The organism is Burkholderia sp. LK4, from assembly GCF_001043615.1.
GTDB lineage: Bacteria > Pseudomonadota > Gammaproteobacteria > Burkholderiales > Burkholderiaceae > Burkholderia > Burkholderia cepacia.
The window spans coordinates 1-14,732 of sequence record NZ_LDUL01000032.1; the positions used below are offsets into that span (position 1 = coordinate 1).

A 14,732-nucleotide genomic window follows, 5' to 3' on the forward strand; every position below is an offset into this window, starting at 1 on the left:
GCCGCCGCCGCGCTCGCCGAGGACCTGCAGCGCGTGCGCGACGCCGCGCACGCCGAAGGCCATGCGGCCGGCCACGTCGAAGGCCAGGCGCTCGGCTACCAGGCCGGTTTCGAGCAGGGCCGCGCACAGGGGTTCGAAGCCGGCCAGGCCGACGCGCGCGAACAGGCCGCGCAGCTCGCGGCGCTCGCCGCGTCGTTCCGCGAGGCCGTATCGAGCGTCGAGCACGATCTGGCCGCCGACATCGCGCAGCTCGCGCTCGACATCGCGCAACAGGTCGTGCGCCAGCACGTGAAGCACGACCCGGCCGCGCTCGTCGCGGCCGTGCGCGACGTGCTCGCGGCCGAACCAGCGCTGTCCGGCGCGCCGCATCTCGCGGTGAATCCGGCCGACCTGCCCGTCGTCGAAGCCTATCTGCAGGACGATCTCGATGCGCTCGGCTGGAACGTGCGCACCGACGCGTCGATCGAGCGCGGCGGCTGCCGCGCGCACGCCGCGACCGGCGAGGTCGACGCGACGCTGCCCACGCGCTGGCAGCGCGTCGCCGCCGCGATCGGCAAGGTGAGCACGTGGTGACGCGGCCGCCCGAAGCGCTCGCGCACGACGGCCTGACGCCGCTCGAACGCGAGCTCGCGCTCGCGTCGTTCGGCCCCGACGCCGCACACGACACTCATGACGCACACCCGCACGGCGCCGCCGCAGCGGCCGACGCTTCCGGCGCCACGCCGCCCGCCGGGCACGCGCCGCGCGCGCCGCACAACCCGCATCTCGCGCACTGGCGCACGCACCTGAACGGCCTCGCCGCGCGCAGCCACCGCGCGCTGCCGCTGCGCCCGTGCGGTCGCCTGACGCGCGCGGCCGGCCTCGTGCTCGAGGCGATCGGGCTGCGCCTGTCGGTCGGCGCCGAATGCACGATCGAACTGCCGCCCGGCAGCACGCTGCCGCACGCGGAAGCGGAAGTCGTCGGCTTCGCCGGCGACCGCCTGTTCCTGATGCCGACCACCGACGTCGCCGGCGTGCTGCCCGGTGCGCGCGTCTGGCCCCGCGAAACCGCGCCGGTGGCCGATCCGCTCGCGGGCGCGAAGCGTTTGCCGGTCGGCTGGGAGATGCTCGGGCGCGTCGTCGACGCGTCGGGCCGCCCGCTCGACGGCCTCGGCCCGCTCGCGTCGAAGGTCGACGCGCCGCTGTCGGCGCCGTCGATCAACCCGCTCGAGCGCGAACCGATCCACCACGTGCTCGACGTCGGCGTGCGTGCGATCAACGCGCTGCTCACCGTCGGCCGCGGCCAGCGGATGGGCCTGTTCGCCGGCTCCGGCGTCGGCAAGTCGGTGCTGCTCGGCACGATGGCGCGCTACACGAGCGCGGAAGTGATCGTGATCGGGCTGATCGGCGAACGCGGCCGCGAAGTGAAGGAGTTCATCGAACAGATCCTCGGCGAGGACGGGCTCGCACGCTCGGTCGTCGTCGCGGCGCCGGCCGACGTATCGCCGCTGCTGCGGATGCAGGGCGCGGCCTATGCGACGTCGCTCGCCGAGTATTTCCGCGACCAGGGCAAGCACGTGCTGCTGCTGATGGATTCGCTGACGCGCTACGCGATGGCGCAGCGCGAGATCGCGCTCGCGATCGGCGAGCCGCCCGCGACCAAGGGTTACCCGCCGTCGGTGTTCGCGAAGCTGCCGGCGCTCGTCGAGCGCACCGGCAACGGGCCGGAGGGCGGCGGCTCGATCACCGCGTTCTACACGGTGCTGACCGAAGGCGACGACCAGCAGGACCCGATCGCCGATTCGGCGCGCGCGATCCTCGACGGCCACGTCGTGCTGTCGCGTGCGCTTGCCGAGGCCGGCCACTATCCGGCGATCGACATCGAGGCGTCGATCAGCCGCGCGATGACCGCGCTGATCGACGAAACGCATCTCGACCACGTCCGGCAGTTCAAGCAGATGCTGTCGCGCTACCAGCGCAATCGCGACCTGATCGCGGTCGGCGCGTACGCGCCCGGCCGCGACGCGCAGCTCGACCGCGCGATCGCGCTCTATCCGCGCATCGAGGCGTTCCTGCAGCAGGGCTTTCGCGAATGCGCGCCGTTCGCGTCGAGCCTCGCCGGGCTCGATGCACTGTTCGACGCTTACGGAGGCTGATCCAGATGGCTCACGGCTTTCCCCTTCAGTTGCTGCTCGACCGCGCGCAGGACGACCTCGACTCGGCCGCGAAGCAGCTCGGCACCGCGCAGCGCGACCGCACCGCGGCCGCCGAGCAGCTCGACGCGCTGCTGCGCTACCGCGACGAATATCACGCGCGCTTCTCGCAATCCGCCCAGCACGGGATGCCGGCCGGCAACTGGCGCAATTTCCAGGCGTTCATCGACACGCTCGACGCCGCGATCGCGCAGCAGCGCAGCGTGCTGGCCGCGGCCGAAGTCCGTATCGACGAAGCACGCCCGAACTGGCAACAGAAGAAACGCACCGTCGGCTCGTATGAAATCCTGCAGGCGCGCGGCGTCGCGCAGGAAGCGAAGCGCGAAGCCCGGCGCGAGCAGCGCGATGCCGACGAACACGCCGCGAAGATCCTGCGCATGCGGGCCGACGCGGCCCGTTCGTCGTAACCGACCACCGCATTCGAACGAGAGAACGTCATGCCTCCCCTGCCCCTGCTCGGCGCGCTGCTCGACACCGCCGGCACCGCAATCCAGGCCGCCCGCGGCTCGGGCTCGTCCGGCACCGCCGCCGGCAACGATGCCACGGCCGCCGTGCCGTTCGCGCAGACGCTGAAGCAAAGCGTCGTCACGCGTCGCGATTCGTCGAATGCCGGCGTGCCGGATGCTTCGACGAAACAGGCTTCGTCGAAGCCGGCCGCCGGCACGAAGCCGTCCGCGACCGATGACGACGACGCAACCGACGATACGACCACGAACGCCGCCGCCAACCCCGACGCCGCCGCGCTCGCGGCCGCCGCGGCCGTGCAGGCGCAACTGCAGGCGCGCATGGACAACGCGGCGCCGGTCGATCCGGCTGCCGCCGCCGCCGCGGCACAAAAGGCGGCCGTGTCCGGCCAGCCCGACGCCACGGCCACGCTGGCGGATCACGCGGCCACGGACGCCGCCGCGGCCGCCCAGCCGGCCGCGACCGCGTCGGGCCGCGATGCGCTGCAGACCGCGCTCGACAGGCTGACGGGCGGCTCCGGCGCGATCGCGATACCCGCGGCCGGCGCAACCGCGTCGGCACAGGCATCGACCGCATCGGCCGGCGCCACCGCACCGCTGACACCGAAGGTCCCGACCTTCGACCGCACCCTCGCCGACGCGAAGGGGGCGCTCGCGACCCAGCAAACGCCGGCGCAGGCCACCGCGCAGGCGCTGCAGGCCAACGCGAACGCGCAGTCGGGCGAGCAACACGCGCTCGCGGCAGCCGGCGACGCGACGGATCCGGCCGCCAGCGCGACGCTCGCGGCCGGTGCAACGGCGGCCGCCGCGACACAGGCGAACCTGCAGTTGTCGCCGGCCGCGGGCGCGATCGCCGCGGCGAACGCGCACGTGCTCGCCCCGCACGTCGGCACCCCGGACTGGACGGACGCGCTGAGCCAGAAGGTCGTGTTCCTGTCGAATGCGCACCAGCAGAGCGCCGAGCTGACGCTCAACCCGCCCGATCTCGGGCCGCTGCAGGTCGTGCTGCGTGTCGCGGACAATCACGCGCACGCGCTGTTCGTGTCGCAGCACGCGCAGGTGCGCGACGCGGTCGAAGCCGCGCTGCCGAAGCTGCGCGAAGCGATGGAGTCGGGCGGGCTCGGCCTGGGCAGCGCGACCGTCAGCGACGGCGGCTTCGCTTCGCAGCAGCAGAACCCGCAATCGTCCTTCGCCGGCGGGCAGTCGTCGCGGCGCGGGAGCGGCGGATCGTCAGCCGTCGATGCACCGGTCGACGCTGCGCAATCCGCACCGGTCGCCGCGAGCGTGAGCCGCGCCGGCCTCGTCGATACGTTTGCCTGAGCATGACTGCCCGCGTGCGCGCGCCGCTCAGCGGCCGTGCACCGCGGCAGCCGCCTCGCCGCGCGACACACCGCCCTTGCGCGCCGCGACGATGAAGTCCGCCGCGCGTTCGCCGATCATCACCGACGGCGCATTCGTGTTCCCGCCGACCAGCGTCGGCATCACCGACGCGTCCACCACGCGCAATCCTTCGACGCCGCGCACGCGCAGTTGCGGATCGACGACCGCGTGCGCGTCCGACCCCATCCGGCAGGTGCCGACCGGGTGGTAGATCGTGTCGGCATGCTCGACGATCGTCTTGCGCAGCTCCGCTTCGCTCTGGTCCGCCCGCGTGTACAGCTCGCGCCCGCCCTGCGACGCGAGCGGCGCCTGCGACAGGATCCTGCGCATCGCCTGCGTGCCCCGCACGAGCAGGTCGAGATCGCGCGAATCGCTGAAGAAGCGCGGATCGATCAGCGGTGCGTCACGCGCATCGCCGGTCGCGAGCGTCACCGTGCCGCGGCTGAACGGCCGCAGCGCACACACGTGCAGCGAATAGCCGAAGCCCCAGTGCATCTTGCGGTTGTGGTCGTCCACGAGCGCCGTGCAGAAATGCAGCTGCAGGTCGGGGCGCTCGAGCGACGGATCGCTCTTGATGAAGCCGCCGGCCTCCGCGACGTTGCTCGTCATCATCCCGGTGCGGCTCGAGAAATAGCGCGCGAGCGCGGGCGTCATCTTCGCGATCCCGCGCAGGCACACGCCGACCAGTTCCGACGAATTCACGCGCGTGTTGATGATGAAGTCGATGTGGTCGATCAGGTTCGTGCCGACGTCCGGCGCATCCTGCACGACCGCGATTCCGTGCCGGCGCAGTTGCTCGGCCGGGCCGATTCCCGAGCACATCAGCAGTTGCGGCGAATTGAACGCGCCGGCCGACAGGATCACTTCCGCGCGCGCGTCGAGCGTCTCGACGCGCCCGTTGCGCGCGACCGCGACGCCGGCCGCGCGCTTGCCGTCGAACGTGACGCGCAGCACCGTCGCATCGGTGATCACGTGCAGGTTCGGCCGGTTGCGGCCGTAGATATACGCACGCGCGACGCTGCAGCGCGAGCCGTCGCGGTGCGTGACCTGATAGAAGCCGACGCCTTCCTGCGTCGCGCCGTTGAAGTCGTCGTTCAGCGGATAACCGGCCGCATGCGCGGCCTGGATGAATCGTTCGGAGAACGGATTGCGAAAGCGCAGATCCGACACCGACAGCGGGCCGTCCGCGCCGTGCCACGCATCGGCGCCACGTTCGTTGCCTTCCGCGCGCCGGAAATACGGCAGCACGTCCTGCCAGCCCCAGCCCGTCGCGCCGAGCTGCGCCCATTCGTCGTAGTCGCCCGGGTGGCCGCGCGTGTAGATCATCGCGTTGATCGCGCTCGAGCCGCCCATCCCGCGCCCGCGCGGCTGGTAGCCGCGCCGCCCGCCGAGGCCCGGCTGCGGCACCGTCTCGTAGCCGTAGTTCGTGCCGAGCTTGAACGGTACCAGCGCCGCGATGCCGACCGGCATGTTGACGAGCAGGTTGCGCTCCGTATGCGAGCCGGCCTCGATCAGCGCGATCGTCGCATCAGGGCAGGCATCGGCGAGACGGCCTGCCAGGCTCGACCCGCCCGACCCGCCGCCTACGATGATGTAGTCGTATTGCATGTCACGTCTCCGTCGTCTCATGGAAGGCGCCCGGCACCGCCGCGCGACCACGTCTTTGTAGTGTTCGGGCATTGTAGGAATCGCCACCGTGCGCGCGGCGCGCGGATTCAAGAGCGATTCCTCTAAACGCTCGCGTGAACTAAATTTAAGATGTATCGAATCGCTTTGCGCGACGCGCCGGCCACGAGAAGCCGATCCGTCGCGAAACGGGAGAGACGACGATGCAGCGCCAGGTTCTGCAGGCCGCGTGCCGACCGGGTTGTCCGGATGCGATGCGCGCAGCCCGCATTTCATTTCAAACGGCTGCCCGCGCGGAGATGCCCCGCGTCATGCGCGCAGTCGATCGAAATCGAACGGCACGCGTCGTCGCCGACCGTTTGGACGGTTTGTCGCCACGGCGGCCCGATGCGCCGCGGCATGGTTGGACGGCCCCGTCGCGCCGCCCCGCTTCGGTGTGCAGGCGGGCGGTCGGGCCGCGGCGTCGCGCGCCCGGCAACGGTTGCATCGCACTGCATGCCCACGCGCCGCAACACGGTTTCCGGATGCACATACCGTCGCGTGGATGCGACGCCCGCTGCACGCATGAACCGGTTTTCGAGCACACGTCGCATCCGGCCCCGCGCCGCGCGACACGCACCACCCCGATCCGCGTCGCCGCGCTCGCCGAGCGTGCGCGTGCGGCGTGACGGCCGGCCGACCAGCCAGGCCCAACTGGAGGAGACGACATGAAGAACGACCTGCCCGAACTGGCCCCGCAAGCGCTGCCGTCGGTCGATGCACTGACGTCGCTGCTGCGCGACCAGCGCGCGGCCTACCTGCGCGCACCGTACCCGGCTTGGGAAACGCGCGTGCAGCACTTGCGCGCGCTGCGCACGATGCTGATCGACCACGCGGACGCACTCGCCGAGGCAATCAGCGCCGATTTCGGTCATCGCGCGAAGCAGGAAGTGCTGCTGTCGGAAATCTGGATGGCGAAGGAAGAGATCGACGACGCGCTCAAGCACGGCAAGCGCTGGATGAAACCGATCCGCAAGCCGATGAACAAGTGGCTGCGCCCGGCGCGCGCGAAGGTGATTCCGCAGCCTCTCGGCGTGGTCGGCATCGTCGTACCGTGGAACTACCCGGTGCTGCTCGCGGCCGGCCCGCTGATCTGCGCGCTTGCGGCCGGCAACCGCGCGATCATCAAGATGTCCGAACTGACGCCGCGCACGTCGGCGCTGTTCGAGCAGCTCATTGCGAAGACCTTCACGCGCGACCACGTCGCGGTCGTGAACGGCGACGCTGAAGTGGGCGCCGCGTTCAGCGGCTTGCCGTTCGATCATCTGCTGTTCACCGGTTCGACGCACGTCGGCCGCCACGTGATGCGCGCGGCCGCCGACAACCTCACGCCCGTCACGCTCGAACTCGGCGGCAAGTCGCCGGCCATCGTCGGGCCGAACGCGCGCTTCGATGCGGCGGTCGACGCGATCGTCGCGGGCAAGACGCTGAACGCGGGCCAAACCTGCATCGCGCCCGACTACGTGCTGCTGCCGCGCGGGATGGAAGCCGCGTTCATCGAGCGCGCGCGGGCACGGTTCGCGAAGATGTACCCCGACCTGTCGGCCAACGGCGACTACACGACGATCGTGTCGCCGCGCCACTACGCCCGGCTGCAGCAGCTCGCCAGCGACGCGCAGGCGGCCGGCGCGCAGCTGCATCCGCTGTCCGACGCGCCATCCGATCCTGCATCGCGCCGCTTCGTGCCGTGCGCGATCACGCAGGTGCCGGCCGCGTCGCAGCTGATGCAGGAGGAAATCTTCGGGCCGCTGCTGCCGCTCGTGCCGTACGAGCGGCTCGACGAAGCGATCGCATACGTGAATGCGCGCCCGCGTCCGCTCGCGCTCTACCTGTTCGACGAGGACGGCGGCACGATCGACCGCGTGATGCGCGAAACGATCTCGGGCGGCGTGTCGATCAACGAAACGCTGATGCACATCGCGTGCGGCAGCCTGCCGTTCGGCGGGGTCGGTGCGAGCGGCATGGGCGCGTATCACGGCTACGACGGCTTCGTGACGTTCTCGAAGATGAAGCCGGTACTCACGCAGGCGCGCCTGAACGCGCGCAACCTGCTCGCGCCGCCTTACGGCAAGCGCTTCGCCGCGCTGATCAAGCTGATGATGAAGTTCTGAACGGAAGGGATCGAACGGGCCGCGCGCATCGCGCCGCGGGCCGCCCCGACAGGCCGCGCGGCGCCGGTGCCGCGCGTGCCGTCATACGGGCCAGAGCGGCCCTTCCTGCATCGCGCCGATCTGCTCGCGCAACTCGAGCACGCGAGCTTCCCAGTAGCGGTGCGTGTTGAACCACGGGAACGCGGCGGGAAAGGCGGGATCGTCCCAGCGCCGCGCGAGCCATGCCGCGTAGTGGATCAGCCGCAACGTGCGCAGCGCTTCGACGAGATGCAACTCGCGCGGCTCGAATTCGCAGAAATCCTCGTAGCCGGCCAGCAGGTCCGCGAGCGCACGCGACGCGCCTTCGCGATCGCCCGGCAACAGCAGCCACAGATCCTGGATCGCGGGCGCCATCCGGCTGTCGTCGAAGTCGACGAAGTGCGGGCCGGCATCGGTCCACAGCACGTTGCTCGGATGACAGTCGCCGTGCGTGCGCAGCAGGCGGATCTCGCCCGCCCGCTCGAACGCGGCCTCGACGCCTTCGAGCGCGAGCGTCACGGCGGTCTCGTACGCGGGCCGCACATCGTCCGGAATGAAATCGTGCGCGAGCAGGTAGTCGCGGGGCTCATAGCCGAACGTACCGATATCGAGCACGGGACGCGCGACATACGGCTGCGTCGCGCCGACCGCATGGATCCGGCCGATGAAGCGGCCGAGCCATTCGAGCGTGTCGCTGCGGTCGAGGTCAGGCGCGCGTCCGCCGCGTCGCTCGAAGATCGAGAAGCGGAAACCGTCGAACGCGTGCAGCGTGCGGCCGTCGAATGCGCGCGCGGGCACCGCCGGAATCTCGCGCGCGGCGAGCTCGGCGACGAACGCGTGCTCTTCGAGGATCGCTTCGTCCGACCAGCGGGCCGGACGGTAGAACTTCGCGACGACCGGCGGACCGTCTTCGATGCCCACCTGATACACGCGGTTTTCGTAGCTGTTGAGCGCGAGCAGGCGCCCGTCGGTGCGCAGGCCGGCCGGCATCAGCACGCTGTCGAGCGCGTCGAGCACGCACTCGGGCGTGAGTCCGGCGAACGGCGGGCCGGCAGGAGAAGCGGGAGCGGAAGTGACGTCTTTCATGCCCCGCATTGTGCCGCCAGCCGGGCCGAAAGACGAGCGCCCGGTGCGGCGTATGCGCTCAGTGAAGCGCCGCGCCGGCCGGCAGCACGGATTCGCCGGTGTCGATCAGGTCCTCGAGAAAGAACGGCTCGGTGTTGAGTTCCTTCGACTCGCCCGGTACGCCCGCGTACCAGGTCACCATGGCCATGTCGCCCAGGATGCGCTGGACGATGCCGCGTGCGCCCTTCGGCACAGCGATATGGGTAGTGCAGACAATCGACCCGACATGCATGATGGTTCCCCACTCTTGACTCTTGAAACCCGGCTCGGTGACGAGCCGGCAAATGCACGATCCGCGCGCTCTCGTCGGAGCGTTGCGCGTAATCCCATTGTTCACGGTTTATCGAAGCGCGAAAAGAAGAAGAAGCAGGCGAAGTGCCGCGAATTCGTCGAATGTCTCCAATCAACCACTGCGCCGGACAGGCGCTTGCCCGCCCGGTTACCCCCATCATACCCTGTCGAATGTGACTGCCCGCCGAATCCGCGTCGGCACCGCGACGCGCCCGTGACGCATGCCGCGCGCGCATCGCGGGCCGGTGCCGCATCACCGGGAAGTTTCGCGCGAACGCCGTGGCCGAACGACGCCGCGCCGTCATCGCCTTCCCCGTACCTCGAACGCAACCGGCACGACGACGGTTGCGCACGCACCGCCCGCATTGCCGCGTGCTTCACCGCGCGCCGTGCTGCGTCATGCGATGCCGCCGACAGTGGTTGCGTCCGATGCCGGCCTTGCGGTACCTTTGATGCTCATTCGCGTTCCAGCGCATTCCAATCCGATGCATCCGCTCACGTCCGCCCTTGCAAAATCCCGGCCGCAGTTCGACTCGCGGCCGCAGGCGTGCGCGCATCCGTCGGTTCTTCCTCCTCCTGTCGCACCGCCGCTCGTCGGCGCCGCGCCGCCCCCTCCGGCGGCACGCGCCGGCTGACCAGCCGGCTTCCGTTTCGTCTTCCATTCGCCCGCAGGCTTGCATTCGTGCGTCGTGACGCACGGCTCGCTGCTGCGCGCGCGAATGGAACGTTCCGATCCGTTCGACAGGTGGATTCACATGGTTTCGTTCAAACGCGCGCTCGCCGCGCATGGTGCGACGTCCCTCTTCGTGCTGCTGTGGAGCAGCGGCGCGATCTTCGCTGAACTCGGTCTGCGTCACGCATCCGCGTTCGTCTTTCTCACCGCACGTTTCGCCCTCGCATCGCTCGTGCTGCTCGGGCTGGCTTTCGTGCGCAAACGCTGGCTGCCGCCGCGCGGCGAACGGCGCATGGCCGCGCTGACCGGCTTGCTGATGATGGGCGGCTATTCGATCTTCTACCTGCTCGCGCTCGAACGCGGGATCGCGCCGGGTGTGCTCGCCACGATCCTCGGCGTGCAGCCGATCCTCACGCTCGCGCTCGTCGAGCGACGCTGGCAGCCCGTGCGCATCGCGGGGCTCGCGCTGTCGCTCGCCGGCCTCGCGCTCGTCGTGTGCCGCGGCGTCGGCGATGGCGGCCTGTCGCTCGCGGGCATCGCGTGCGCGCTCACCGCGCTCGCCGCGCTGACCGCCGGCTCGCTGCTGCAAAAGCGCGTACGGGCGGCGCCCGCCGACGTGCTGCCGTTGCAGAATGCGATCGGCCTCGCGCTGTGCGTGGCGATCGTGCCGTTCCGGCCGGTGTCGTTCGACATGAGCTGGGCATTCGTGATCCCGCTGCTGTGGCTCGGCATCGTGATTTCGGTGATCGCGCAACTGCTGTTCTACCGGTTGATGCAGCGCGGCGATCTCGTCAACGTGACGAGCCTGTTCTATCTCGTGCCCGTCGTCACCACGCTGATGGATGCCGTGTGGCTCGGCAACCGGCCCGAGCCGCTCGCGCTCGGCGGCATGGGCGCGATCATCGCGGGGCTCGCGCTCGTGTTTCGCGCGCCGGCTACCCGCGTGCAACCCGACCGCGCATGAGCGGGCGTGCCGCCGCGCCCGCGGGTGCGGCGGCACGCACCGGACACATGCGACGAATCCGCAGAAATCGAAAGGCACGGGAAAGTTGTGCGCAAGGCGTTCGTCTGACTTGCGGGAAAAATGCGTGATACGCCGGGCATTCCGCTGATTTTTAATGGTTCGGATAGCGAAAAGCGCTGCCGGTTGCCTATACTCGAATTGACCGGCCCGCTCGCAATCGGGTCGCGACCAACACTAGAAACACCCGGCATGGAGCCGGAGTAAAAGCTGACGTGCCGACTCCGGCCGAAATCCCACAGGGATGGGGCCGGAGTAAGCGCTGAGGTGCCGACTCCGGCCGAAATCCCACGGGGATGGGGCCGGAGTAAGCGCTGAAGCGCTAACTCCGGCCGACACTGGAGACACGCATGACAACCTACTTCACGATCGGCGACTTCATCCTGTTGATTCCGATGGCGCTGGCCGGAGCGCTATTTCTCGGCGCGGTGCCGTGCGCAACCGAATTCCGCCACAACCTGCTACGCGTACTGGGCGTCATCCTCGGCGTCGGCGTCGCGGTATTGCTCGTCGAAGGCCTGCCTGCGCTGATCTAGCGGCGCACCACCCGTGCGTGCCGTGCATCGCTGCACCGCAGCGATGCGACAGGCGCACGCGAGCCATTGATACGACATGCGATGTTTCGCATGCCGTATCGACCGCCGGTCAGATCGCTTGATCGGTGGACGGCTTTTCCCACAGGTTGATGCCGCCTTCCGTCGCGTAACGATCGATCTCCGCGAGTTCCTCCGCCGAGAATTCGAGGTGCTTCAGCGCACCGACGTTTTCACGCACCTGCTCCGCACGGCTCGCGCCGATCAGTGCGGACGTCACGCGGCCGTTGCGCAGCACCCATGCGAGCGCCATCTGCGCAAGGCTCTGCCCGCGCCGCTCGGCGATCGCGTTGAGCTTGCGCACGTGCTCGAGGTTGTCCGCGCTCAGGTGATCCTGCTTCAGCGAGCCGCCGCCCGGCTTGTTCACGCGCGCGTCGGCCGGCACGCCGTTCAGGTACTTCGACGTGAGCAGCCCCTGCGCGAGCGGCGTGAACGCGATGCTGCCCGTGCCGATCTCGTCGAGCGTGCCGAGCAGTTCGGTTTCGACCCAGCGATTCAGCAGGTTGTACGACGGCTGATGGATCAGCAGCGGCACCTTGTACTGCGCGAGCAGCTCGGCCATCTCGCGCGTCTTCGCCGCCGAATACGACGAAATGCCGATATAGAGCGCCTTGCCCTGCTGCACGGCCGACGCGAGCGCGCCCGCCGTTTCCTCGAGCGGCGTGTGCGCGTCGAAGCGGTGCGAATAGAAGATGTCGACGTAGTCGAGCCCCATCCGCTGCAGGCTCTGGTCGAGGCTCGCGAGCACGTACTTGCGCGACCCGCCGCCGCTGCCGTACGGCCCCGGCCACATGTCCCAGCCGGCCTTCGTCGAGATCAGCAACTCGTCGCGATACGGCCGGAAATCCTCCTTCAACAGCCGGCCGAAGTTGGTTTCGGCACTGCCGTACGGCGGCCCGTAGTTGTTCGCGAGATCGAAGTGGTTGATGCCGAGGTCGAACGCCGTACGCAGGATTTCGCGCTGCGTCGAGATCGGCGTCGAGTCGCCGAAGTTGTGCCACAGGCCGAGCGACAGCGCGGGCAGTTTGAGCCCGGATTTGCCACAGGTGCGGTATTGCATGTCGGCATAACGTTCGGAAGCTGCTTCGTAGGCCATGAGTCTGTTCCGTCAGGACATCGGGGGAAAGGTCGCGCTTGCCGTGCACACGGCGCGGCGACGGCGAAGGAGTCATACGACGACTATGGTAGCGAAAGCGGCCGGATCGCGCACGGCGGCACGGCGATGGACGCGGCCGCGGTCGTCGCCTACACTGCGGCGTCTCGAATCACCGTTTCAGCGAGGTTGGTATGTCCCGGGTCATCTCGGTTGCACTGCTCGTCGGCGGCGTCGTGCTGCTGTATTTCGGCGGCCAGTCGTTCCATTCGATCAACGACAACGTGTCGCGCTTCTTCACCGGTTCGCCCGCGACGAAGACGATCCTGCTGATCGCGGGCGGCGCCGTCGCATCGTTCATCGGCCTGATCGGCCTCGCGATGCCGGGCAACAAACGCTGATCGCGCAGCCGCGCGATGCACACACGGCCCGCGTCGTGCGACCGGGCCGCGCCAAACGAAACGGGCGGCCAGGCCGCCCGTTGCTTCATCCGCCGGCGATGCACCGCATCGCGTGACCGCGGTGGTGTCACCGCCCGTCCGGTCCGAGCCTAGAACTGCACTTCCGGTTTCGACGCCGAGCGCGTGCCGGGCAGCGGCCGGTTGCTCGCGCCGTGATAGGTGTACACGAGCGAGAACTTCACCTGGTCGGAGCGGTTCTGTCCGGCCGAATGCAGCGTGTTGCAGTGGAAGAACACCACGTCGCCCGTCTGCAGCGACGGGCACGTGGCCGCATCGATCATCTTCCGGTTCGCCGGCAGGTCGCTGCGGAAGAACTTCGCATCGTCGAACGCTTCGGGCCCGAATTCGGCCGTATGCGACCCCGGCACGAGCCACAGTGCGCCGTTCTCGTTCGTTTCCGGCCCGAGCGCGAGCCACACCGACACCATGTCCGGGCGCTCGAACGACCAGTAGCGGAAATCGCGATGCCAGCCGGTCAGGCTGCCGTACGCGGGATGCTTCGTCATCATGCAGTTGTGATGCGCGCGCGACAGCACGGGTTCTTCGCCGAAATACTCGCGCATCCACACCCCGATTTCGGGTGCGATCGCGCGCTCGGCGAACGCCGGATCGCGTGAATACGCATCGAGCAGCCGCCGCACCGTATGCCCGCCCGGCGCATGCTTGGACTCGGGCGCGCCCGGGTAGCGCAGATCCGCCTCGAACTCGATCGGCTCGGCCGCCTCCCGCAACTGGCGCTCCGCGATCTGCCTGAGCGCCGCGCACTGCGCTTCGCCGACGAGGCCACGCGCGACGACAAAGCCGCGCTCGCGCAATTCCGCGACTTGCGCGCGGATCGATTCCGACTGCAATGGAGACGACATGGGATGCCAGACGTTTATTGTGTGAATGTGACGATTGTAAATCGGCGCCGGATGCCGCGAACAGCACCATTGTCGTACGCAGGGGCATGCCAATCGCGGATTTGATCCGGCTCAAGGGAACTGTTCGTCGCGGCACCTGCCTCACCGACAGGCGGTATGCGGCACACGCCTTGTGGCACAAGGGTTTATCGCGACTTTTGCCCGTCATGAATCCCCTGTAGCCTGTCGCGGCCTGTCAATTCTGGCGGGCGCGGCGCGCAGCGAGTTTCAGTAAGATCCGTTGCGTCATCCGAGGCCGTTCATACCAGTGCGCTCTCCAGGGCGCCATCCATACAAGCGAAGCATCGTTCACATGCCATTCCGTCTGACTTCCCGTCTCAGCCGCGCTGCGAAGCGCGTCGTGCCGACCGCTCCTGCCCGCTCGCTGCGCCATCACCGCGCACGCACGCAGGCGCTGGCCGAGCGCACGCCCGCACACAGCCGGCTGGACGGTATCCGTGCGTGGTTCCACGCATTTTTCTCGATGATGAGTGCACAGGCGTTCTCGCGCCGTGCCGGCCTGCGCTCCCTGCTGCAGAAACCGTCGTCGCTGCGCGCGCTCGCGCTGCGCCGCACGCTCGGGCCGCAACGCCGCGTCAACCGTCCGCGCCGCCTCGCGGCCAGCAACGGCTGGTTCGGGTTCGGCGCGCGCTGAGCGCACGCCGGCGGGCACCGCGCGCGACGATCGCCGTCGCGCCATTGTCCGTTTGTTCGTTTGTCCGATTGACCCGACGATCGGAACC

General features: G+C 69.2%; 14 protein-coding genes. 9 read left to right on the top strand and 5 right to left on the bottom strand.

Features of this window, described 5'->3' with window-relative positions; all coding sequences use genetic code 11:
* The 4 genes from fliH to VK92_RS16785 all read left to right on the top strand — a co-directional run.
* On the top strand, positions 1 to 573 hold a 573-nt coding region (gene fliH, locus VK92_RS16770), incomplete at its 5' end, for a flagellar assembly protein FliH (RefSeq protein ID WP_048468186.1).
* Positions 567 to 2,135, top strand: a complete 1,569-nt coding sequence (fliI, locus tag VK92_RS16775) for a flagellar protein export ATPase FliI (protein ID WP_027788886.1) — start codon at positions 567 to 569, stop codon at positions 2,133 to 2,135. The genes fliH and fliI, both read left to right, overlap by 7 nt.
* A gap of 5 nt (positions 2,136 to 2,140) precedes the next feature.
* The gene (fliJ, locus tag VK92_RS16780; protein WP_021163734.1) at positions 2,141 to 2,599 is read left to right on the top strand and encodes a flagellar export protein FliJ; all 459 of its coding nucleotides are present in this window, start codon (positions 2,141 to 2,143) and stop codon (positions 2,597 to 2,599) included.
* Between the two features lie 30 nt (positions 2,600 to 2,629).
* Positions 2,630 to 3,976 (top strand): flagellar hook-length control protein FliK, encoded by a 1,347-nt coding sequence (locus tag VK92_RS16785; RefSeq protein ID WP_048025609.1) that lies wholly within the window; start codon positions 2,630 to 2,632, stop codon positions 3,974 to 3,976.
* Positions 3,977 to 4,003: 27 nt separating this feature from the next.
* Here VK92_RS16785 and VK92_RS16790 read toward each other — a convergent pair whose 3' ends face one another.
* Entirely contained in the window at positions 4,004 to 5,644 is a 1,641-nt protein-coding gene (locus tag VK92_RS16790; RefSeq protein ID WP_027788884.1) for a GMC family oxidoreductase, read from the bottom strand.
* 725 nt (positions 5,645 to 6,369) lie between these two features.
* Here VK92_RS16790 and VK92_RS16795 point away from each other — a divergent pair.
* Complete coding sequence (locus VK92_RS16795; RefSeq protein ID WP_048025610.1) at positions 6,370 to 7,812, top strand: coniferyl aldehyde dehydrogenase; 1,443 nt, start codon at positions 6,370 to 6,372, stop codon at positions 7,810 to 7,812.
* Between the two features lie 81 nt (positions 7,813 to 7,893).
* Here VK92_RS16795 and VK92_RS16800 read toward each other — a convergent pair whose 3' ends face one another.
* Positions 7,894 to 8,916 (bottom strand): serine/threonine protein kinase, encoded by a 1,023-nt coding sequence (locus VK92_RS16800; protein WP_371748560.1) that lies wholly within the window; start codon positions 8,914 to 8,916, stop codon positions 7,894 to 7,896.
* Positions 8,917 to 8,974: 58 nt separating this feature from the next.
* Entirely contained in the window at positions 8,975 to 9,187 is a 213-nt protein-coding gene (locus tag VK92_RS16805) for a hypothetical protein (protein ID WP_004198969.1), read from the bottom strand.
* Positions 9,188 to 10,001: 814 nt separating this feature from the next.
* On the opposite strand from VK92_RS16805, the gene VK92_RS16810 reads away from it, so the two are divergent.
* Both VK92_RS16810 and VK92_RS16815 read left to right on the top strand, forming a co-directional pair.
* A complete protein-coding gene (locus VK92_RS16810) occupies positions 10,002 to 10,883 on the top strand; it encodes a DMT family transporter (protein WP_048025639.1) in 882 nt (293 codons plus the stop codon).
* Positions 10,884 to 11,290: 407 nt separating this feature from the next.
* Positions 11,291 to 11,476 (top strand): hypothetical protein, encoded by a 186-nt coding sequence (locus VK92_RS16815; RefSeq protein WP_011353526.1) that lies wholly within the window; start codon positions 11,291 to 11,293, stop codon positions 11,474 to 11,476.
* 109 nt (positions 11,477 to 11,585) lie between these two features.
* Here the strand turns inward: VK92_RS16815 and mgrA are convergent, their stop codons facing one another.
* On the bottom strand, positions 11,586 to 12,629 hold the full coding sequence (mgrA, locus tag VK92_RS16820) for an L-glyceraldehyde 3-phosphate reductase (RefSeq protein WP_021163510.1): 1,044 nt from the start codon (positions 12,627 to 12,629) through the stop codon (positions 11,586 to 11,588).
* A gap of 191 nt (positions 12,630 to 12,820) precedes the next feature.
* Between mgrA and VK92_RS16825 the strand changes: the two genes are divergently transcribed.
* A complete protein-coding gene (locus tag VK92_RS16825) occupies positions 12,821 to 13,027 on the top strand; it encodes a DUF3185 family protein (RefSeq protein ID WP_021163509.1) in 207 nt (68 codons plus the stop codon).
* Between the two features lie 149 nt (positions 13,028 to 13,176).
* Here VK92_RS16825 and VK92_RS16830 read toward each other — a convergent pair whose 3' ends face one another.
* Positions 13,177 to 13,950 (bottom strand): phytanoyl-CoA dioxygenase family protein, encoded by a 774-nt coding sequence (locus VK92_RS16830; protein ID WP_048025612.1) that lies wholly within the window; start codon positions 13,948 to 13,950, stop codon positions 13,177 to 13,179.
* 352 nt (positions 13,951 to 14,302) lie between these two features.
* Here VK92_RS16830 and VK92_RS16835 point away from each other — a divergent pair, with 352 nt between their 5' ends.
* The gene (locus tag VK92_RS16835) at positions 14,303 to 14,644 is read left to right on the top strand and encodes a hypothetical protein (RefSeq protein ID WP_021163507.1); all 342 of its coding nucleotides are present in this window, start codon (positions 14,303 to 14,305) and stop codon (positions 14,642 to 14,644) included.
* Positions 14,645 to 14,732 lie beyond the last annotated feature (88 nt).

What these genes read in the sequence shown, in the direction of transcription:
- fliJ (WP_021163734.1), top strand. Translation starts at nt 2,141, where the DNA reads ATGGCTCACGGCTTTCCCCTTCAGTTGCTGCTCGACCGCGCGCAGGAC.
- VK92_RS16800 (WP_371748560.1), bottom strand. Translation starts at nt 8,916, where the DNA reads ATGAAAGACGTCACTTCCGCTCCCGCTTCTCCTGCCGGCCCGCCGTTC.
- VK92_RS16790 (WP_027788884.1), bottom strand. Translation starts at nt 5,644, where the DNA reads ATGCAATACGACTACATCATCGTAGGCGGCGGGTCGGGCGGGTCGAGC.
- mgrA (WP_021163510.1), bottom strand. Translation starts at nt 12,629, where the DNA reads ATGGCCTACGAAGCAGCTTCCGAACGTTATGCCGACATGCAATACCGC.
- VK92_RS16830 (WP_048025612.1), bottom strand. Translation starts at nt 13,950, where the DNA reads ATGTCGTCTCCATTGCAGTCGGAATCGATCCGCGCGCAAGTCGCGGAA.
- VK92_RS16815 (WP_011353526.1), top strand. Translation starts at nt 11,291, where the DNA reads ATGACAACCTACTTCACGATCGGCGACTTCATCCTGTTGATTCCGATG.
- VK92_RS16785 (WP_048025609.1), top strand. Translation starts at nt 2,630, where the DNA reads ATGCCTCCCCTGCCCCTGCTCGGCGCGCTGCTCGACACCGCCGGCACC.
- VK92_RS16805 (WP_004198969.1), bottom strand. Translation starts at nt 9,187, where the DNA reads ATGCATGTCGGGTCGATTGTCTGCACTACCCATATCGCTGTGCCGAAG.
- VK92_RS16825 (WP_021163509.1), top strand. Translation starts at nt 12,821, where the DNA reads ATGTCCCGGGTCATCTCGGTTGCACTGCTCGTCGGCGGCGTCGTGCTG.
- VK92_RS16810 (WP_048025639.1), top strand. Translation starts at nt 10,002, where the DNA reads ATGGTTTCGTTCAAACGCGCGCTCGCCGCGCATGGTGCGACGTCCCTC.
- VK92_RS16795 (WP_048025610.1), top strand. Translation starts at nt 6,370, where the DNA reads ATGAAGAACGACCTGCCCGAACTGGCCCCGCAAGCGCTGCCGTCGGTC.
- VK92_RS16835 (WP_021163507.1), top strand. Translation starts at nt 14,303, where the DNA reads ATGCCATTCCGTCTGACTTCCCGTCTCAGCCGCGCTGCGAAGCGCGTC.